16 protein-coding genes are annotated in these 20,020 nt (G+C 66.0%); 12 read left to right on the top strand and 4 right to left on the bottom strand.

The features are described from left to right. Window positions 1-12 precede the first annotated feature (12 nt). The 7 genes from CupriaWKF_RS09225 to CupriaWKF_RS09195 all read left to right on the top strand — a co-directional run bounded on the left by CupriaWKF_RS09225 (window position 13) and on the right by CupriaWKF_RS09195 (window position 7,850). Complete coding sequence (locus CupriaWKF_RS09225; RefSeq protein ID WP_276100738.1) at window positions 13-828, top strand: alpha/beta hydrolase; 816 nt, start codon at window positions 13-15, stop codon at window positions 826-828. Between the two features lie 115 nt (window positions 829-943). Further along, the gene (locus CupriaWKF_RS09220) at window positions 944-2,131 is read left to right on the top strand and encodes an ABC transporter substrate-binding protein (protein WP_276097609.1); all 1,188 of its coding nucleotides are present in this window, start codon (window positions 944-946) and stop codon (window positions 2,129-2,131) included. 72 nt (window positions 2,132-2,203) lie between these two features. Continuing rightward, window positions 2,204-3,070 carry a branched-chain amino acid ABC transporter permease gene (locus tag CupriaWKF_RS09215; RefSeq protein WP_276097608.1) on the top strand — a complete coding sequence of 289 codons (867 nt, stop codon included), beginning with the start codon at window positions 2,204-2,206 and terminating at the stop codon, window positions 3,068-3,070. 1 nt (window position 3,071) lies between these two features. Further along, window positions 3,072-4,151, top strand: coding sequence for a branched-chain amino acid ABC transporter permease (locus CupriaWKF_RS09210; RefSeq protein WP_276097607.1), 1,080 nt, complete (start codon window positions 3,072-3,074; stop codon window positions 4,149-4,151). Next, window positions 4,148-4,915, top strand: a complete 768-nt coding sequence (locus CupriaWKF_RS09205) for an ABC transporter ATP-binding protein (RefSeq protein WP_276097606.1) — start codon at window positions 4,148-4,150, stop codon at window positions 4,913-4,915. Before CupriaWKF_RS09210 ends, CupriaWKF_RS09205 begins: the two co-directional genes overlap by 4 nt. Further along, window positions 4,912-5,625, top strand: a complete 714-nt coding sequence (locus CupriaWKF_RS09200) for an ABC transporter ATP-binding protein (protein WP_276097605.1) — start codon at window positions 4,912-4,914, stop codon at window positions 5,623-5,625. The genes CupriaWKF_RS09205 and CupriaWKF_RS09200 overlap by 4 nt, the downstream gene beginning before the upstream one ends. A 320-nt stretch (window positions 5,626-5,945) precedes the next feature. After that, entirely contained in the window at window positions 5,946-7,850 is a 1,905-nt protein-coding gene (locus CupriaWKF_RS09195) for a potassium transporter Kup (RefSeq protein WP_276097604.1), read from the top strand. 137 nt (window positions 7,851-7,987) lie between these two features. Here the strand turns inward: CupriaWKF_RS09195 and CupriaWKF_RS09190 are convergent, their stop codons facing one another. Next, window positions 7,988-9,043 carry a bifunctional UDP-4-keto-pentose/UDP-xylose synthase gene (locus CupriaWKF_RS09190; RefSeq protein ID WP_276097603.1) on the bottom strand — a complete coding sequence of 352 codons (1,056 nt, stop codon included), beginning with the start codon at window positions 9,041-9,043 and terminating at the stop codon, window positions 7,988-7,990. A 56-nt stretch (window positions 9,044-9,099) separates the two neighbouring features. Next, window positions 9,100-10,776, bottom strand: a complete 1,677-nt coding sequence (locus CupriaWKF_RS09185; protein WP_276100737.1) for a glycosyltransferase family 39 protein — start codon at window positions 10,774-10,776, stop codon at window positions 9,100-9,102. A gap of 331 nt (window positions 10,777-11,107) precedes the next feature. Here CupriaWKF_RS09185 and CupriaWKF_RS09180 point away from each other — a divergent pair, with 331 nt between their 5' ends. Both CupriaWKF_RS09180 and CupriaWKF_RS09175 read left to right on the top strand, forming a co-directional pair. Next, the gene (locus CupriaWKF_RS09180; protein ID WP_276097602.1) at window positions 11,108-11,779 is read left to right on the top strand and encodes a response regulator; all 672 of its coding nucleotides are present in this window, start codon (window positions 11,108-11,110) and stop codon (window positions 11,777-11,779) included. Beyond that, window positions 11,776-13,134, top strand: coding sequence for an ATP-binding protein (locus tag CupriaWKF_RS09175; RefSeq protein ID WP_276097601.1), 1,359 nt, complete (start codon window positions 11,776-11,778; stop codon window positions 13,132-13,134). Before CupriaWKF_RS09180 ends, CupriaWKF_RS09175 begins: the two co-directional genes overlap by 4 nt. Window positions 13,135-13,182: 48 nt before the next feature. Here CupriaWKF_RS09175 and CupriaWKF_RS09170 read toward each other — a convergent pair whose 3' ends face one another. Continuing rightward, window positions 13,183-15,549: a Tex family protein gene (locus tag CupriaWKF_RS09170; protein WP_276097600.1), complete on the bottom strand. Its 2,367-nt coding sequence runs from the start codon at window positions 15,547-15,549 to the stop codon at window positions 13,183-13,185. A gap of 164 nt (window positions 15,550-15,713) precedes the next feature. Between CupriaWKF_RS09170 and CupriaWKF_RS09165 the strand changes: the two genes are divergently transcribed. From CupriaWKF_RS09165 to CupriaWKF_RS09155, 3 genes are all read left to right on the top strand, one after another. Beyond that, a complete protein-coding gene (locus CupriaWKF_RS09165) occupies window positions 15,714-16,547 on the top strand; it encodes a hypothetical protein (RefSeq protein ID WP_276097599.1) in 834 nt (277 codons plus the stop codon). Between the two features lie 59 nt (window positions 16,548-16,606). Then, on the top strand, window positions 16,607-16,810 hold the full coding sequence (locus CupriaWKF_RS09160) for a DUF465 domain-containing protein (RefSeq protein ID WP_224079965.1): 204 nt from the start codon (window positions 16,607-16,609) through the stop codon (window positions 16,808-16,810). Between the two features lie 125 nt (window positions 16,811-16,935). After that, window positions 16,936-19,077 (top strand): ATP-dependent DNA helicase, encoded by a 2,142-nt coding sequence (locus tag CupriaWKF_RS09155; RefSeq protein ID WP_276100736.1) that lies wholly within the window; start codon window positions 16,936-16,938, stop codon window positions 19,075-19,077. Between the two features lie 104 nt (window positions 19,078-19,181). On the opposite strand, the gene CupriaWKF_RS09150 is transcribed toward CupriaWKF_RS09155, so the two are convergent. Then, window positions 19,182-20,012 carry an outer membrane protein assembly factor BamD gene (locus tag CupriaWKF_RS09150; RefSeq protein ID WP_211948054.1) on the bottom strand — a complete coding sequence of 277 codons (831 nt, stop codon included), beginning with the start codon at window positions 20,010-20,012 and terminating at the stop codon, window positions 19,182-19,184. Window positions 20,013-20,020: the final 8 nt, after the last annotated feature.

Genomic DNA, 20,020 nt, shown 5'->3' with positions numbered 1-20,020 from the left:
GACAAGGCGAGCATGCAGAGCGAGTGGGTGGATATTCCGTTCGACGGCCGACGCATCCGGATCGAGCATCAGTGGCTGCGCCGCGAACGCACGCAGCGCCCGCTGGTGGTGTTCCTGCATGAAGGGCTCGGCTCGGTCGGCATGTGGCGCGACTTTCCGCTGAGCTTCTGCGAGGCCGGCGATTTTCGCGGACTGGTGTTCTCGCGCTATGGCTATGGGCGCTCCACGCCGCGGCCACACGACGAAAAGTGGGGCGTCGACTTCATGCACCGGCAGGCGCGCGAAGCCTTGCCGGCGCTGTTCGATGCGCTGGACATCGGTCCCGGGCGCAGTCATGGCAGGCCTTGGCTGTTCGGCCATAGCGACGGCGGCTCGATTGCGTTGATCCACGCCACCAGCTTTCCCGATGCCGTCGATGGCGTCACCGTGCTGGCGCCGCATATCCTCGTCGAAGACGTGTCCGTGCGCAGCATAGAAGCCACGCGCCAGGCCTATCTTGAGACCGACCTGCGCAGCCGCCTGGCGCGCTACCACGACGACGTGGATTCGGCTTTCTGGGGCTGGAACGACATCTGGCTCGATCCCGCGTTTCGCCAGTGGGACTTGCATGCGCTGCTGCCGCAATTGCGCTGCCCGGTGCAGGCGGTGCAGGGCGAGGACGATGTGTACGGCACCATGGCCCAGATCGAGGGTATCCATCGATATGCCCCACAAACCGCCTTGCTTAAACTCGCGCGGTGCGGTCATTCGCCACATCGCGACCAGCCGGCGCCGTTGACGCAGGAGGCGGTACGGTTTATAAACGCACATACTTCATACCTAAAATAATTCGTTGCCCGCCCCCGCGTTCGCATCCCGGCATGCGTCCGGCTATGCATCCGAACCTGGGGGAAGGGATCGATCACGGTTCCACGAACCGCCGGCTTGACCACCAGGAGACATCATGCACCGCTTCACATCGCGCAGGCTCGCGCCTGCCTGCCTTGCCGTCGCTGCAATGCTTGCCGCCACCGGGGCCGTCCATGCGCAAAGCGCGCAGGGCGGGAAGATCAAGGTAGGGTTCATGCTGCCTTACACGGGTACGTATGCGTCACTGGGTACGACCATCGAGAACGGCTTCCGCATGTACGTGCAGCAGCAGGGCGGCAAGCTCGGCGGCCGCGACATCGAGTACTTCAAGGTCGATGACGAATCCGATCCCGCCAAGGCGCCCGAGAACGCCACCAAGCTGATCAAGCGCGACCAGGTCGACGTGGTCGTGGGCACCGTGCATTCGGGCGTGCAGATGGGCATCGTCAAGGTGGCCAAGGAAAACAACACGCTGCTGATCATCCCGAACGCCGGCGTCGATGAAGCGACCGGTCCGCTGTGCGGCCCCAATATCTTCCGCTCGTCGTTCTCCAACTGGCAGCCCGGCTACGCCATGGGCCATGTGCTGGCCGAGCGCGGCATGAAGAAGGTGGTCACCCTGACCTGGAAGTACGCGGCCGGCGAGCAATCGGTCAAGGGCTTCAAGGAAGCCTTCGAAGGCAAGGGCGGCAAGGTGGTGAAGGAACTGAGCCTGCCGTTCCCCAACGTAGAGTTCCAGGCGCTGATCACCGAAGTGGCGGCGCTCAAGCCGGACGCCGTGTTCGTGTTCTTCGCGGGCGGCGGCGCCGTCAAGTTCGTCAAGGACTGGGCCGCGGCCGGGCTCAAGGACAAGATTCCGCTTTACGGCTCGGGCTTCCTGACCGACGGCACGCTCGAAGCGCAGGGCAACGCCGCGCAGGGCCTGGAGACCACGCTGCACTATGCCGACGGCCTGAGCAACGCGCGCGACAAGAGCTTCCGCCTCGACTACGCCAAGACGTACAAGCTGCAGCCGGACGTGTACGCCGTGCAGGGCTACGACGCCGCGCAGCTGCTCGCCGCCGGTGCCAATGCGGTAAAGGGCGACATGTCGCGCAAGGCCGATGTCTACAAGGCCATGGAAGCGGCCAGGGTGGACAGCCCGCGCGGTGCCTTCACACTGTCCAAGGCGCACAACCCGGTGCAGGACTTCTACCTGCGCAAGGTGGACGGCCGCGAGAACAAGGTGAGCACCGTGGCGGTGAAGTCGCTGGCCGATCCGGCGCGCGGCTGCCGTCTCTGATTCCGACCTTTCGACCGGCATGATGCGCCGGTGCCGCGGCCTGCCGCGCGCCGGGCATCTTCCCCACGCAGCATGGACATCGTCTCTTTCCTGATCCAGTGCCTGAACAGCGTGCAGTACGGGCTGCTGCTGTTCCTGGTGGCAAGCGGCCTGACGCTGATCTTCGGCATCATGGGCGTCATCAACCTGGCACATGGCAGCTTCTACATGCTCGGGGCCTATCTGGCGTTCACGCTGGCCAGCCTTACGGGCAACCTGCTGATTGCCGTGCCGCTCGGCATCGTGCTGGGCGTGGCGTTCGGCTACGTGCTGGAGTGGGTGTTCTTCAGCTTCCTCTACGAGCGCGACCACCTGCAGCAGGTGCTGATGACCTACGGCCTGATCCTCGTGTTCGAGGAATTGCGCAGCATCCTGGTCGGCGACGATGTGCACGGCGTGCCCGTGCCCGCGTTGCTCGACGGGGCGCTGCCGATCGGCAACGACATGACGTACCCGGTCTACCGCCTGTTCATCTCGGCGGTGTGCCTGCTGGTGGCGGCGGCAATGTACTTCGTGATCCGGCGCACGCGCCTGGGCATGATGATCCGCGCGGGCGCCACCAACCGTGAAATGGTGCAGTCGCTCGGCATCAACGTGACGGTGCTGTACCGCGTGGTGTTCGCGCTGGGCGTGGCGCTGGCGGTGCTGGCGGGGATGATTGCCGCGCCGGTGTCGTCGGTGTACCCGGGCATGGGCGCGCAGGTGCTGATCGTCTGCTTCGTGGTGGTGGTGATCGGCGGCATCGGCTCGGTGAAGGGCGCGCTGGTCGCCTCGCTGCTGCTGGGCTTCGTCGATACCTTTGGCAAAGTGTTCTGGCAGGATGCGTCGGGCGTGCTGATCTACCTCCTGATGGCGGTGATCCTGTTGTGGAAGCCGCAAGGCCTGTTCAAGGCGGGTTGATATGGATACCAAGCTTTCCCCGGCGGCTTCGCACGGCAGCGCGCGCGTCGCCTTTGCGTGGCTGGTGGCATTCGCGGTGCTGGCCAGCCTGCCGCTGGTGCTGACCGCAGACAGCCACAAGTTCTATATCGAGCTGCTGAGCAAGGTCATGATCATGGCCATCTTCGCGCTCTCGCTGCAGTTGCTGATCGGCTATACCGGCCTAGTGAGCCTGGGCCATGCCGCCTACTTCGCGGCGGCGGCTTATGCCACGGCCATGCTGGCGCCGGAGTCCGGTCCTGGCAACGGCTGGCTGCTGCTGGCCGGGGCCCTGGGCGCCGCGGCAGTGTTGGCGATGCTGGTCGGCATGCTGGTGCTGCGCACGCGCGGGGTCTACTTCATCATGGTGACGCTGGCGTTCGCGCAGATGGTGTATTTCGTCTTCCACGACACCAAGATCGCTGGCGGCAGCGACGGCACGTACATCTACTTCCGCCCGGAATTCCCGGTGCCCGGCCTGCGGCAAGTGACCGTCAACGACCCCAGTCATTTCTACTGGATGGTCTGGGCCGCCATGGGCGTGACCGTAGCAGTGCTGGCGCTGCTGCTGCGTTCGCGCTTCGGGCACGCGCTGGTGGGCATCCGCCATAACGAGCAGCGCATGCGCGCAGCGGGCTATGCCACGTACCGCTACCAGCTCGGTGCATTCGTCGCCGGCGGCATGCTGGCGGGGCTGGCGGGCTTCCTGTATGCGGTCCAGTTCGGCTTCGTCAACCCGGAAATCGCCTCGTGGCACCAGTCGGGCAATGCCATGCTGATGGTCATCCTGGGCGGCGTGGGCAGCCTGGCCGGCGCGGTGCTGGGCGCCTTTTCCTTTGTGCTGGTGGCCGAGTGGTTCAGCACGATGACCAAGCACTGGCAGTTGCTGATGGGCGGCTTCATCATCGTCGCGGTGGCCCTGCTGCCGCGCGGGCTGGTGAGCCTGCCGGCGGTGCTGCGCCCGAAGGCGCGAGCCCCGGGCGTGCGCAACGGCGATGACGACGACGCAGCGCAGGAGGCGGGCGGTGAACGCCGCCACCACCGCAACACGGAGGCCGCATGAGCACACCGGTATTGCAGGCCACCGGCCTGACGCGCCGTTTTGGCGGCCTGACCGCCGTGGCGGGAGTGGATCTGTCGCTGGCGCTGCACGAGATCCACGCAGTGATCGGCACCAACGGCGCCGGCAAATCCACGCTGATCAATATGCTGTCCGGCGAACTGCCGCCTTCGGCAGGCCAGCTTCACCTGCAGGGGCGGGATGTGACCGGGTGGTCCCAGCCGCGGCTGGCCCGGCATGGCATTGGCCGCAGCTACCAGCGCAATAACATCTTCCTGCCGCTCACCGTGCGCGAGAACTGCCGGCTGGCGGCGCAGTCGCGTGCCCAGCGCGCCTGGCGGCTCTGGGAGGGCGCCGGCGGCTGCCGCATGAGCGGCGCGCTTGCCGACGAGGCCATGGAGCGTGCGGGGCTTGCCGCGCATGCGGGGCGGCTCGCCAGCGAACTCGCGCACGGCCAGAAGCGCCAGCTCGAAGTGGCCATGTGCCTGGCCACGCAGCCCGTGGCCCTGCTCCTGGACGAGCCGCTTGCGGGCATGGGCGCCGAAGAGTCGTCGCGCATGCTGGCGCTGTTGCGCGGCCTGCGCGAAGGCCATGCGATCCTGCTGGTAGAGCACGATATGGATGCCGTGTTTGCCGTGGCCGACCGCATCACGGTGATGGTCAACGGCGCGGTCATTGCCAGCGGCACGCCCGATGCCATTCGAGCCAACCGGGAAGTCCAGCTCGCCTACCTGGGCGAGGGCGAAGACCACGAGGTGCCGGCATGACGGCAGCGATGATCGAAGCCAGCGGCATCAACGCCTGGTACGGCTCCAGCCATATCCTGCGCGACGTGGACTTCCGCGTTGGCACGGGCGAGACCGTGGGCCTGCTCGGGCGCAATGGCATGGGCAAGAGCACGCTGCTGCGAACGCTGCTGGGCCACGTGCGCCAGCGCACCGGCAGCATCCGCGTGGCCGGGCGCGATGTTTCGCGCGCGCAGCCCCACGAGGTGGCGCGCCTTGGGGTGGCCTACGTGCCCGAAGGGCGCGGCATCTTCCCGAACCTGTCGGTGCGCGAGAACCTGGTCATGGCGGCACGCAAGGGCTGCAATGGCCGCCATGACTGGGACGAGGCGCGCGTGCTCGACCTGTTTCCGCGGCTCAAGGAGCGCCTGGACCATGGCGGACAGCAACTGTCCGGCGGCGAGCAGCAGATGCTGTCGATCGGCCGCGCGTTGATGACCAACCCCGACTGCCTGGTGCTTGACGAAGCCACGGAAGGGCTCGCGCCGCGCATCGTGCGCGAGATCTGGGAGGTCATTGCCACTGTGCGGGCGACGGGCATCGCCTCCGTGGTGGTGGATCGCAACTTCCGGTCCGTGCTCGCCCACGCGGACCGCGTGGTCGTGCTGGAGAAGGGGCGTGTCGTCCTGACCGGCCCCGCCGCAGACCTCGCCGGCAAGCATGAGGCTCTCGATCGCTACCTCGGCGTATAAGACCATCTCACACGAAAAGTGATGTAAATATCTCATTTTGTGGCGACACGGCAACGTCGTTCCAGCGCTGGCAGGTCCGGTGCTATTTGCTGCAGGACTTGACCATCCACCACTTCCCACCCATGCTTGATGCGTTCCGCCAGCGGTATCGGGGGCATCGTCAGTGGCCGGCGCGCCGCAGTTCATCTAGAATTGCGGCCGTTTGTGCAACGCAATAGAACAACTGAAGAGGGAGGCGGCCGATTCACGGCTGCTGTGTCGGGCCGGATTCCGGGTAGAGCGCTCTACCGCCCGCGATCCGGTCGTCGAGACCAGAATTCATGACCACCCAATCCGCAACCACCAGCCACTACTTTGTCGAGAGCCCGAGCACGCGCGCTCTTGTGATCGGCGCAATCGGCGTCGTATTCGGCGATATCGGGACCAGCCCGCTGTACGCGCTCAAGGAGTGCTTCAGCCAGGAACATGGCATTCCCTTCAGCCCGGACGCGGTGCTCGGCATCATTTCGATGCTGTTCTGGGCCATGATCATCGTGGTGTCGCTCAAATATGTCCTGTTCGTGATGCGGGCGGACAACAATGGCGAGGGCGGCGTGCTGGCCCTGATGGCGCTGGCACTGCGCACCGCGGCGCCACGCTCGCGCATGGCCAAGCTGCTGATGATGCTGGGCATCTTCGGCGCCTGCATGTTCTACGGCGACGCGGTCATCACGCCGGCCATCTCGGTGTTGTCCGCGGTGGAGGGGCTGGAGATTGCCGCCCCGGGTCTTTCCCACTTTGTCATTCCCATCACGCTGGTCATCCTGGCCGTGCTGTTCTTCATTCAGCGCAGCGGCACGCATGCCGTCGGCAAGCTGTTCGGGCCGATCATGGTCGCCTGGTTCATTGCCCTGGGCGCGCTGGGCCTGCTGCACCTGCTGCAGGCCCCGGGCATCCTGATGGCCATCAGCCCGCACCATGGCATCAAGTTCCTGATGGAGCATTCGCTGCAGGCCTTTGTCGTGCTGGGCTCGGTGTTCCTGGTGCTGACCGGTGCCGAGGCGCTGTACGCGGACATGGGGCATTTTGGCGCGCGCCCGATCCGCTATGGGTGGTTCGTGCTGGTGATGCCGTGCCTGATGCTGAACTACTTTGGCCAGGGGGCGATGCTGCTGAACCATCCGGAAGCCGTGGCCAATCCGTTCTACCTGATGGTGCCCAGTGCGCTGCAACTGCCCATGGTGCTGCTGGCGACCTGCGCCACGGTGATTGCCTCGCAGGCGGTCATTTCTGGCGCGTTCTCGCTGACCAGCCAGGCCATCCAGCTGGGCTTCGTGCCGCGCATGCGGATCCGCTACACGTCGGAGGCGGAAATCGGCCAGATCTACCTGCCGGTCATCAACTGGATCCTGCTGGTGCTCGTGGTGGCGGTCGTGGTGGCCTTCAAGAAATCGGATAACCTGGCCGCTGCTTATGGCATTGCGGTCACCACGACCATGGTAATCACCACCTTCCTGGCCGCCGTGGTGATGCGCAATGTCTGGAAGTGGAACCCGGTGCTGGTGACCCTGATCGGCCTGTCGTTCCTGATGGTGGACCTGGCGTTCTTCGCGGCCAACCTGCTGAAGATCGCGGAAGGCGGCTGGTTCCCGCTGCTGATGGGCGGTACCGCGTTCTTCCTGCTGATGACCTGGTACAGCGGCCGCAAGCTGTTGCGCGCACGCAGCCTGGAAGACGGCATTCCGCTTGAGCCCTTCATTGCCGGCCTGCTGGCGCACCCGCCGCACCGGGTGGAAGGCACGGCCGTGTTCCTGACCGGCAATACCGACTCGGTGCCGGTGTCGCTGCTGCACAACCTGAAGCACAACCGCGTGCTGCATGAACGTGTAGTCTTTCTCAGTTTCGTCACGCGCGACATTCCTTATGTCGATGACGAACACCGCCTGAGCTGCAAGGACCTGGGCGGTGGCGTGTATATCCTGAAGTCCGACTACGGCTTCAAGGAAACCCCGGACGTGCACAAGGTGCTGGAACTCGCGCAGCGCAAGCTCGGCATGCAGTTCGAGCTGATGGAGACGTCCTTCTTCATCGCGCGCGAATCGGTTATCCCGTCCAAGCTGCCGGGCATGTCGATGTGGCGCGAGAGCTTGTTCGCTTGGATGCACCAGAACGGCGCCAAGCCGTCGGACTTCTTCCAGATTCCCGCCAATCGCGTGGTCGAGCTCGGTACCAAGGTCGAGATTTGATCCTTGCCGCGGTAGTAGGACAAAGCCCCCGCAGGCGCAGGCCGGGCGGGGGCTTTGTTTTGTTCTTGGGCGGATTGAGGGAGGGTTGAGGTTGGGGGTGCTTGGCGGGCGCCGACACGGCGGCCCGCGCGTATGCCTTAGTCGCCGCTGACCAGGGTGCGGGCGTCGACCACGTGGTCGCGGTAGGCCTCGAATATCCGTCGCAGCGCCTGCTCCATCGTCACCTCGGGCTTCCAGCCCAGTTCCTGCATGGTGTTGTCGATCTTCGGCACGCGGTGCTGCACGTCCTGGTAGCCCTTGCCGTAGAAGTCGCCCGACGAGGTCTCGACGATCTGCGTCTTGCGCGCCTCTTCGGCGTACTCGGGGTAGTCGGCGGCCATCTTCAGCATCATCTCGGCCAGCTCGCGCACCGAGTGGATGTTGGACGGGTTGCCGATGTTGAAGATCTTGCCGGTGGCCACGCCGTTGGGGTTCTCGATGATGCGCATCAGCGCCGAGATGCCGTCCGAGATATCGGCGAACGCGCGCTTCTGCGCCCCGCCGTCGACCAGCTTGATCGGCTCGCCGCGCACAATATGGCCCAGGAACTGCGTGACCACGCGCGAGGAGCCTTCCTTCGATTCGAAGATCGAGTCCAGCCCGGCGCCGATCCAGTTGAACGGGCGGAACAGCGTGTAGTTCAGGCCCTGTTCCATGCCGTAGGCGTGGATGACGCGGTCCATGAGCTGCTTGGAGCAGGCGTAGATCCAGCGCGGCTTGTTGATCGGGCCGTAGATCAGCGGCGAGGACTCGGGGTCGAACTCGTCGTCGGCGCACATGCCGTAGACCTCGGAGGTCGACGGGAACACCAGGTGCTTGCCGTACTTGACCGCGGCGCGCACGATCGGCAGGTTGGCTTCGAAGTCGAGCTCGAACACGCGCAGCGGCTGGCGCACGTAGGTGGCCGGGGTGGCGATGGCCACCAGCGGCAGGACCACGTCGCATTTGCGGATGTTGTACTCGATCCACTCCTTGTTGATGGTGATGTCACCCTCGAAGAAGTGCATGCGCGGATGGTTGACCAGGTCACCGAGGCGGTCGGACGACATGTCCATGCCGTAGACTTCCCACGGCGTGGTTTCCAGGATGCGGCGCGTCAGGTGGTGGCCGATGAAGCCGTTGACGCCAAGGATGAGGACTTTCTTGGCTTGCATGGAAGTGGGCTGTTGCATGGGTTAAGCGTAAGGATAGGCCGGGCTCGGGAGCCAGCCTAGCGTTGTTGTGCCGGTGCATTCACGGCAAAGTTGGCCACGGCCACGCGGCGCCAGTCGCGTGCCACCACGACCATCGGCGCGCGCTGGCTCAGTTCGGCGAAGGTGTCCGGTGACATGATCGCCATGGCGGGCTGGCCGTCCTGCCACGCGGCGAGGAATGCCGCGGTGGTCGGCAGCCATTTCTGCGGCTCCTGGGTGACGCCGAACTCAAGCTCGTCGGGGCGCTCCACCATCACCAGCGGGTGGCGCAGGTAGAACGGCAGCGTATGGTCCAGCACGCGCACGCTGTAGAGCTTCATGTCGGGCCGCAGCACGCGCGCCACGGGTGCGATCATGTCGATGCCCGACGCAGAGCGGCCGATGACTTCGTGCCCGAGCAACGCCGCCGTGAAGGCGATGTAGATGCCAACCGCATAGACCGTGATGCTTGCCATCAGTCCGCGCCGCTGCAGCAGCCAGCGCGCAACGAGCGCGCTCGCGATGATCAGCACGAAGGCGACGGCAGCCCAGACGGCGTAGGCGCGATACAGCGCATTGGGGGTGTTGTTCGAATTGAGCGTGGCGACGATGGGGCTGGCCAGCAGCCCGATGATTCCAATCACCAGGCCGGCCACGAGCTGGCGGCGCCAGGACCGTTGATTGATCGAATCCAGCGCCACGCCGCCAAGGATGCCCAGCGCCGGGAAGACCGGCAGGATATAGCCGGGCAGCTTCGAGTGCGAAAGGCTGAAGAAGACAAAGATGGCGACGGCCCAGATGGCGGCGAGCAGGGCGGGCTGGAACGGCCGCGGCGCACTGCCGGCGCTCAGCTCGGCGCTCACCCCCGCGCGCTCGCGCACCGCGCGCCACATGCGCGGAACCAGGCCCAGCCACGGCAGGAAGCCGCCGAGCACGAGCGGCACGAAGTAGAGCAGCGGGCCCTTGCGCGAATGCACGTTCGAGGTATAGCGCTCCCAGTGCTCGTGGATGAAGAAGAAGCGCAGGAATTCCGGATTGCGTTCCGACACCAGCCAGAACCACGGCACCGTGACCAGCAGCATCAGCACGATGCCGCTCACCAGATGCAGGCGTCGCCAGAGGGCCAGGTCACGGGTGATGAGCGTGTAGATCACGAGCACCAGCCCCGGCAGCGCCATGCCGACCAGTCCCTTGGTCAGGATCGCCACGCCCATGGCCAGCCAGCATGCCAGCATCCAGTTGCGGCGTGCGGCCGGCGTGGCATCGGGGTGCTGCGCAAGCAGCATGAACGCCAGCACGCAGGCCATGGCTCCGGACAGCGTCATGTCCAGCGTGTTGAAGTGTGCCGCCACGCTCCACATGGGCGCGGCGACCAGAACCAGCCCGGTCAGCAGCGCGGCGCGCGCGCCAAACCAGCGGTGGGCAGCCAGCATCGATGCCAGCAGGCCGATGGCGCCAGCCAGGGCCACGCACAACCGCGCCTGCCAGTCCCCAATGCCAAACAGCACATAGGACAGCGCCGTTACCCACATGTGGAACGGCGGCTTTTCAAAGTACTTCAGCGCGTTGTAGCGAATCGTCACCCAGTCGCCGCTGACGAACATCTCGCGGGCGATTTCGGCGTAGCGGCCTTCATCGGGTCCGATCAGGTGGCGTATGCCCAGCGTGCCGAACCACAGCAGCGCGACCACCGCGCTGACGCCGGCCAGCGCCATCAGCGGAACACCGCCGAAGCGGCGCCTGTGCCACGGCAGGGCAGCTTGCTCGGCAAGCGAATCGTGCTCGCTCGTCATGCGGTCGGAACCTTGAAGCATGAAGGAAGATGGGTGGCGTGGCGAATGACGGGGCCGGAAACCGGGTAATGCCGTGTGGCAACGATTGTCGGATGAAAATCGGACAAGCGGCCGGTTCAGGGCAACATGGGAGGATAAGTGACGAACCTTAATGGCAGATTAAGGAGAATTGGGCAAGAATGGCGGTTGCGTGACTTGCCGCGGCCTTAACGCCCTCTATTGGCTGATATCGCCAAAAAATCGGGGCCTGGAAATGAGAATTCTTATTGTTGAAGACGACCCCATGCTGGGGGACGGGTTGCTGCACGGGCTGCAACTGATGGGATATGTCGTCGACTGGTTTACTACCGGCGCCGAGGCGGATCATGCGCTTGGCGTGGTGCAATACGACGCCGTGGTGCTGGACCTTGGGCTGCCGGGCGACGACGGCATGACGTGGCTCAGGCGCTGGCGTGAGCGGGGCTGCCAGATTCCGGTGCTGGTGCTGACGGCACGCGACGCGATCGAAAGCCGCATCAGCGGCCTGGACAGCGGCGCGGACGACTACCTGGTCAAGCCAATTTCCCTCGATGAACTGGCCGCGCGGCTGCGCGCCATGACGCGCCGGGCGGCAGGGAACTCGGCGCCGGTCTGGCGGCATGGGGCACTCGAGTTCCACCCGGCTGCGCGGCAGGCTTTCTGGCAGGGCAAGCCCGTGGACCTGACCAGCCGCGAGGCCATGCTGCTGGAATTGCTGCTGGCGCATCCGAACCGCCTGCTGACGCGCGATTTCCTGCGCGACAAGCTTTATGACTGGCAGGCCGGGCTGGAAAGCAACACGCTCGAAGTCCATATCCACCATCTGCGCCGCAAGATCCATCCGAAGATCGTGCGCACATTCCGCGGCGCCGGCTACACGCTGGGCGCGGCCGAGGACTGCGCATGACGCTGCAGCGGCGCCTGATCGTGGCCGTGCTGATCGTGACGCCGGTGGTATGGCTGCTGACCATTGCCATGACGTACGTGCGGGCCCGGCACGAGATCAACGAGCTGTACGACACCGACATGGTCCGCATGGCGATGCAGATGCACTCGCTGGTGCCGCTGGTCGACATCACGGCGGCGCCGTCGCGCGCCAGGCTACCGGCGATTGCCGGAGGAGACCAGGGCGATGCAGGCCTGGGCGACCTCGCGATAGCCGCGTGGCTGCCCGATGGCACGCCCATGCATATCGATCCGGACGGGGATCGCCTGCCGCCAGCCAAAGGCATCAAAGGGTTCACGAACCAGCGCATCGACGGCCATCGCTGGCGGCTGTACTACCTCGACGACGACGTGACCGGCTGGCGCGTCTGTATCGGGCAGAAGCTGGGCGAGCGCAACGAGCTGATCCTGTCCTATACCGCGGCGCAGGTGGTGCCGTGGGCGGTGGGCCTGCCCGTACTGATCGGCGTGCTGATCCTGTTCATGCGGCGCGCGATGGCGCCGGTGCGTGCGCTTTCCACGGAGATCGAGAGCCGTTCTCCGCATGACCCCCAGCCGCTGGGCCTGGCGGGGGTGCCTGGCGAACTGGTGCCGCTGGTCAACGCCATGAACCGGCTGCTGGTTCGCGTATCCGATTCGATCGAGCACGAGCGGCGCCTAACGGCCGATGCCGCGCATGAAATGCGCACGCCGCTGGCCGCGCTGAAGGCGCAGTGGGAAATCGCGCAGCGTTCGCCGGACGAGGGCGAGCGTGCCCGGGCGCGTGCCAATGTGGAGTCCGGCATCGACCGGATGAGCCGGCTGGTGTCTCAACTGCTGACCATGAGCCGGCTCGAAGATGCCTCGGCGCGGGCTTTGCCCGAAGACGTGAACTGGCAGCCCATCGCGCAGCAGGCATTGTCGGATTGCCTGGCGCTGGCGCAACGCAGGAAGGTCGATGTGGAGCTGATCTGGCCGCCGGCGGGCGTGGTGCCCTTGCCGCTGGCCGGGGACCCGAACCTGCTCGGGCTGATGCTGCGCAACCTGCTGGACAATGCGATCCGCTATAGCCCCGCGGGTGCCATGGTCACCATGGATTTCCGTGCCGATGCCATTGTCGTCTGCGATGAAGGGCCGGGTGCGGCGCCAGAGGTCCTCGCGCGACTGGGCGATCGCTTCTTCCGCGCCGGCGGCCAGCGCGAACAGGGGCATGGGCTCGGCATCTCGATTGCACAGCGTGTCGCGCGGCTGCACGGATTGGGGATTGGATTCGCCAACCGTGCCGATGGCCGTTCGGGCCTGGCCGTACGCATTTTCCGCTGCGGCGAGCGGACATAGAAAAACGCCCCGTGCGGGGCGTTCTCGACCGGATGCAGGCCAGCCAGTTCAGCGCTTGAGCTTGGCAAACGCCGCGGCCATGGCGCCGGCGGGCTCGGCCTCGCGGCGAGCACCGCCATTGCCGAAGCCCTTGCCGCCCTGGCGCTGACCGCCGCGATCGCCACGATCGCCACGATCGCCTGTCGGGCGCGACGACGTCTGGCCCGGTTCATCATCCAGCCGCATGCTCAGGCCGATGCGGTTGCGCTTGACGTCCACTTCCATCACCTTGACCTTGACGATCTGGCCGGCCTTGACCACTTCGTGCGCGTCCTTGACGAACTTGCTCGACAGCGCCGAGATATGCACCAGGCCGTCCTGGTGGACGCCGATGTCGACGAACGCGCCGAACGCCGCCACGTTGGTGACCACGCCTTCGAGGATCATGCCGGGCTGCAGGTCCTTCACGTCCTCCACGCCTTCCTGGAAGGTGGCGGTCTTGAATTCGGGGCGCGGGTCGCGGCCCGGCTTTTCGAGTTCGGCGAGAATGTCGCGCACGGTCGGCAGGCCGAACGATTCATCCGTGAATTGCGCCGGCGACAGGCCGCGCAGCGCCTCACGGTTGCCCATGACGTCCGACAGGCCCTTCTTGATATGGTCCAGGATGCGCTTGACCACCGGATAGGCTTCCGGGTGCACCGACGAGCGATCCAGCGGATTGTCGCCGTTGTTGACGCGCAGGAAGCCGGCAGCCTGCTCGAAGGTCTTGTCGCCCAGGCGCGGCACCTTTTTCAGCGCGTCGCGGTTGGAGAAGGCGCCGTTGGCATCGCGGTACTCGACGATATTGCGCGCCAGCACCGTATTCAGGCCGGACACGCGCGCCAGCAGCGGTGCCGATGCGGTATTGACGTCCACGCCCACGGCGTTCACGCAGTCCTCGACCACGGCATCGAGCGTGCGGGCCAGCTCGCGCTGGTTCACGTCGTGCTGGTACTGGCCCACGCCGATCGACTTCGGATCGATCTTGACGAGTTCGGCCAGCGGGTCCTGCAGGCGGCGCGCGATCGACACCGCGCCGCGCAGCGACACGTCAAGCTCGGGGAATTCCTTGGCGGCCAGTTCCGATGCCGAGTACACCGACGCACCGGCTTCGCTCACGACGATCTTGGTGAGCTTCAGGTCGGGCGCCTGGCGCATCAGGTCCTGCACCAGCTTGTCGGTTTCGCGGCTCGCAGTGCCGTTGCCGATCGAGACCAGCGCCACGCCATGCTGCTTGGCCATGCGCGCCAGCGTGGCGAGCGAGCCGTTCCAGTCGCGGCGCGGCTCATGCGGGTAGATGGTCGCGGTCTCCAGCAGCTTGCCGGTCACGTCGACCACGGCCACCTTGCAGCCGGTGCGGATGCCCGGGTCGACGCCCATCACGGCCTTGGGGCCGGCGGGCGCGGCCAGCAGCAGCTCATGCAGGTTGCGTCCGAACACCTTGATGGCTTCGCTTTCGGCGGTTTCGCGCAGCTGGGTCAGCAGCTCGGTTTCCAGGTGCGGCTGCACCTTCACGCGCCAGCACCAGCGGCACACATCGCCAAGCCACTTGTCGGCGGGGCGGCCCTGGTTCTGGATGCCCACGTGGCGCGCGATCATGCCTTCGCACGGGTGCGGCACCAGCGCATCCTGTTCTTCGCCCAGCCCCAGCTTGACCATCAGCACGCCCGCGTTGCGGCCGCGGAACAGCGCCAGCGCGCGGTGCGACGGCACGGTGCGGATGGTTTCACTGTACTCGTAGTAGTCGCGGAACTTCTCTTCCTCGGCGGTTTCCTTGCCTTCCATCACCGTGGAGCTGACCACGCCGTTGTTCCACAGGTGCTCGCGCAGCTTGCCCAGCAGCTCGGCGGTTTCGCCAAACTGTTCGGACAGGATGTCGCGCGCGCCGTCCAGCGCTGCCTTGACGTCGGGCACGCCGCCATCGGCGGTCGGGTTGCCGTTGACGTACTTGGCCGCTTCGGTCTGCGGGTCCAGCGTTGGGTCGGCCAGCAGTGCCTGGGCCAGCGGCTCCAGCCCGCACTCGCGCGCGATCTGGGCGCGCGTGCGGCGCTTGGGCTTGTAGGGCAGGTAGAGGTCTTCGAGTGCCTGCTTGGTTTCGGCGGACTCGATCGCGGTACGCAGTTCCGGTGTGAGCTTGCCTTGCTCCTCGATCGAGGCAAGGATGGCCAGGCGACGCTCTTCCATGTCGCGCAGGTACAGCAGGCGCTCTTCCAGCGTACGCAGCTGGGTGTCGTCCAGGTTGTCGGTCACTTCCTTGCGGTAGCGCGCGATGAACGGAACGGTCGCGCCTTCGTCGAGCAGGGCCACGGCAGCCGCTACCTGGCGGGGTTGAACGGTCAGTTCAGCCGCGATGAGCGACACAATCTTTTGCGAAACGGATGCGGGCAGATTGGACATCGGGAATTCGGTCTGTCGGAAGCGGTCAGTCGAAAGCGGGGCATTTTGCCACAAGCGCGGTGCCTGTCCCCGGCAGAAGAGGGACTATTTCAGGGCGTGTATCTTGCGGCACGCTGCGAGCGGCCCTGCAAGGCGCAGGGCAGGGCGGATGCTAGAATTCGGGCATGACCTTCAAGCCCCATCCGGCCGCCGCGCCCGCCATGCCGATGGCCGTCCGCGACACGGCAACCCTGGCCATGTTTCCCGCCGCGCGCCCGTCCTGCTCCATCCCGCACCGAGCCGGTCGGCAAATGCAGCCTGCACGCCTGTTTGCCGTCGCCGCGCTGTGGCTGAGCGTGGTCGGCGCCGGCACGCTGGCGCCGCTGTCGGACAGCGCGGCGCAGGCCTCCGCGCCGTCGGCGGTACCGCGTGATTTTGCCGCCGAGCGCAAGGCGATCGGCGATTCGCGCGCGTGGACCAACTACCGCTTCGCCACGGCGGAACGCGCCTGCTACGACAAGTTCTTTGTCACGCACTGCATCGACCAGGCGAAGGAAATCCAGCGCCAGGAATTGCAGGTGTTGCGCCAGCGCGAACTTGAGGTGGGTGATGCCGAGCGCGCCCAGCGGGCGGCTGACCGCGACCGCGAACAGGCGTTGCGCCGTGCCGAATTCGAGGCTGGCCAGCCCGGGCGCAGTGCGAACGAGCAGGCCAGCCGCGAAGCCTTCGAGAAGAAGCAGCAGCAACAGCAACTGCGTGACGCGCAGCATCAGGCCGATGCGCCGAAGCGCTCGGCCAACGCGCAGGCGTACCAGCAAAAGCAGGCTGACTTCGACGCCCGCATGCGCGAGGCGCAGAGCAAGGGCGCGGAGCAGGCGCGCCAGCGCGAGGAGAATGTCAAGGCGTACGAGGCCAAGCAGCGCGAGGCCGAGCAGCGCCAGAAGGACCAGGACGAGCGCCGCGCCAAGGCGAAGGCACAGCAGGGACAGGCCTCGGCGCCGCGCCCCTTTGGCTTCTAGCCGGCCAGGGGTCACGCCAGCCTCTTTTGGGCAGATGCGGCGGGGAGATGCACATGCACATCGACAGTAACCTGAACACGCTCGAACGGCAGATCATGGACCTGCAGATCGAGCACCGCGATCTGGATTTCCTGATCGACCGGCTGGCGGAGGATCCGACCCACGACGAACTGCAGCTCAGGCGGCTCAAGAAGCGCCGCCTCAAGCTGAAGGACGCCATCACCCTGCTGCAGCTCCAGCTCGAACCCGACGTGCCGGCCTGAGTGCAGCGCACGCCGGCACTGCCAGCGCCACATGGCGCCATACCGAACCCCAAGCCTTACCAGCCTTGACCATCCTGACCGATCCGACCGACCTGCCAGAACCGGACGCCGACGCCGAAAGCCCGGTGCCTGCGCAGGCGGAACTGGTTCCCGCGTCCGCGGTGCCTGCCGACCACGCCAGCGAACTGGCCAAGATCTTTGCCGAGACCGGCACCCTTGCCCAGGGCATTCCCGGCTATCGTCCGCGTGCTTCGCAGCAGCAAATGGCCGAGGCCGTGGCCGGCGCGATCGAGCGCAGCGACACCGTGATCGTCGAGGCGGGAACGGGTACGGGCAAGACATTCGCCTACCTGGTTCCCGCCATGCTCTGGGGCGGCAAGGTTGTGCTTTCCACCGGTACCAAGAACCTGCAGGACCAGCTTTTCCTGCGCGATATCCCGACCGTGCGGCGCGCGCTGAACGTGCCGATATCGGTATCTCTGCTCAAGGGCCGGGCCAATTATCTGTGCCACTATCACCTCGAGCGCGCGCAGGCCAATGGCCGGCTGGCTTCCAAGCAGGACGCGGCGTGGCTGCGCGAGATCGCGCGCTTTGCCAAGACCACGTCATCGGGCGACAAGGCCGAACTGGCCGCGGTGCCCGAGAACGCGCCGGTGTGGCAACTGGTGACCTCCACGCGCGATAACTGCCTGGGCTCGGAGTGCCCGAACTACAAGGACTGCTTCGTCATGCGGGCCCGCAAGGAAGCCCAGCAGGCCGACGTGGTGGTGGTGAATCACCACCTGTTCTTTGCCGATGTGGTGCTGCGCGACACCGGCATGGCCGAACTGCTGCCGGCGGCGAACACGATCATTTTCGACGAGGCGCACCAGTTGCCCGATACGGCGACGCTGTTCTTCGGCGAGACGCTGTCGACCAGCCAGCTGCTGGAGATCTGCCGCGACACCGTGGCCGAAGGGCTGTCGCATGCGCGCGATGCCGTCGACTGGGTTGGCATCGCGGCGCCGCTGGAGCGTGCCACGCGTGACCTGCGGCTGGCCTTTGGCAAGGAGAACGCGCGGCTGGCGCTGGGGCAGATCGAGGCCGACCGGCGCATTGGCGAACCATTCTTCGACACGCTTGATGCCCTGGAAGAGGCGTTGTCGACCTTCGTCGAGCATCTCGAAAGCCAGGCGGAGCGGGCCGAGACACTGCAGCAATGCCACCGGCGTGCGGTCGAACTGCAGCAGCGGCTGGAAGCGTGGCGCGATGAAGGCAAGGCGTTTGCAGCGCCTGCAGCGCAAGTGCCTGACGCTGGCGGAGAAGCGGCCCCGGAGCCTGAAGCAACGCCGCCGGCAGCACCGGCGCAATTCGGCCCGGAGACCGTGCGCTGGGTGGAAGTGTTCTCGCACACGGTGCAGTTGCACCGCACGCCGTTGTCGATCGCGCCTATCTTCACGCGCCAGCGCGAAGGGCATCCGCGTGCCTGGGTGTTCACGTCGGCCACGCTGTCGGTGAAAGGCAACTTCACGCACTATGCCGCGCAACTGGGACTCAACAAGGACAACTCGCTGACCTTGCCGAGCCCGTTCGACTACGGCAAGCAGGGCCTGCTGTACGTGCCGCGCGACATGCCGCCGCCAAATTCTGCGCAGTTCACCGATGCCGTGGTGGCGGCGGCGCTGCCGCTGATCGAGGCCGCCGGCGGGCGCACCTTCCTGTTGTGCACGACCTTGCGCGCTGTGCAGCGTGCCTCGGACCTGCTCTACGATGCCTTTGCCGAGCGCGGCCTCGAACTGCCGCTGCTGGTGCAGGGCCAGGCCAGCCGCACGGAACTGCTTGACCGTTTCCGCGAACTGGGCAATGCTGTGCTGGTGGGCAGCCAGAGCTTCTGGGAAGGCGTGGACGTGCGGGGCGAGGCGCTGTCCCTCGTGATCATCGACAAGCTGCCGTTCGCGCCGCCCGACGACCCGGTGCTCGCGGCGCGCATGGAAGTGCTGCAGAAGAAGGGCCTGAGCCCGTTTGCGGTACACCAGCTGCCGCATGCGGTGATCACGCTGAAGCAGGGCGCCGGGCGGCTGATCCGCTCGGAATCCGACCGCGGCGTGCTCGCCATCTGCGATACGCGGCTGGTCGAGAAGCCCTATGGCCGCCAGATCTGGCAAAGCCTGCCGCCGTTCACGCGCACGCGCGAGGCGCAGACCGTGGTGCGCTTCCTCGAGTCGCTGCGGGGTAGCGAGATGGGCGGGAGTCAGGGCGAAGACAAGGGCGGCGCGCAGCAGGACTGAGTCGCTTCGTCCATCGCATCGGCCAACAAGAAACGGGACAGATCCTTGCGGATCTGTCCCGTTCGCGTGTGTGCTGCAGGGTCAGTGCCCTGCGTCGCCATCCATCAGAACACTTCCCACCAGGACTTGTCCTTGCGGCGCTCGCCGTACTTGATGTAGTCGCTGTTCGGGAAGTTGCGTTCCATCACGCGTGCCGTATCGTCGCGCAGGTCCTTCATGCCGAGCGAGTCGTACGAGCGGATCATGATGTACAGCGCTTCCTCGTTGGCGGGGGCGCCGTCGTAGTCCTTGAGCGACTGCTGGGCCCGGTTGACTGCGGCAAGATAGGCCCCGCGCTTGTAGTAGTAGCGGGCGGCGTGAACTTCGTGCTGGGCCAGCGAGTTGACGATGTACTGCATGCGCGCGGTGGCGTCAGGCGTGTACTTGCTGTCCGGGTACTTCGTGACAAGCGTATTGAAGGCGTCATATGCCGCGCGCGCGGCCTTCGGGTCGCGCTCGCTCAGGTCCTGGCCGGAGAAGCGGCCCAGCCAGCCCAGGTTGTCGTTGAAGTTGATCAGGCCCTTGAGGTAGTAGGCGTAATCGATGTTCGGGTGGCTCGGGTGCAGCTGGATGAAGCGGTCCACCGCGGCCAGGGCCGCCGCCGTCTCGCCGTCCTTGTAGCTGGCGTAGGCGGTATCGATCTGCGCTTGCTGCGCATAGCGGCCGAACGGGTAGCGGCCCTCGAGCTTTTCGTACAGCTTCACGGCGCGCGTGTAGTCGCCGCCGTCCAGGGCGTCCTTGGCTTCCGAATATAATTTGTTGGCCGACCAGCCGGCAGTCTCGTCGGGCTGGTCAGCGAGCAGGCCGCATGCCGACAGCATGACGCAGCCGCCTGCGAGCAGAATCGCTCCAAATCCCGCGCGCCAATTTGCGCGCTTCATGCTCAGCAATTGCATGGGCAACG

The sequence above is a fragment of the Cupriavidus sp. WKF15 genome, assembly GCF_029278605.1.
Classification (GTDB): domain Bacteria; phylum Pseudomonadota; class Gammaproteobacteria; order Burkholderiales; family Burkholderiaceae; genus Cupriavidus.
The sequence above is the reverse complement of the archived record's forward strand: the minus strand, read 5'-3'. Positions and strand labels throughout refer to the sequence as shown.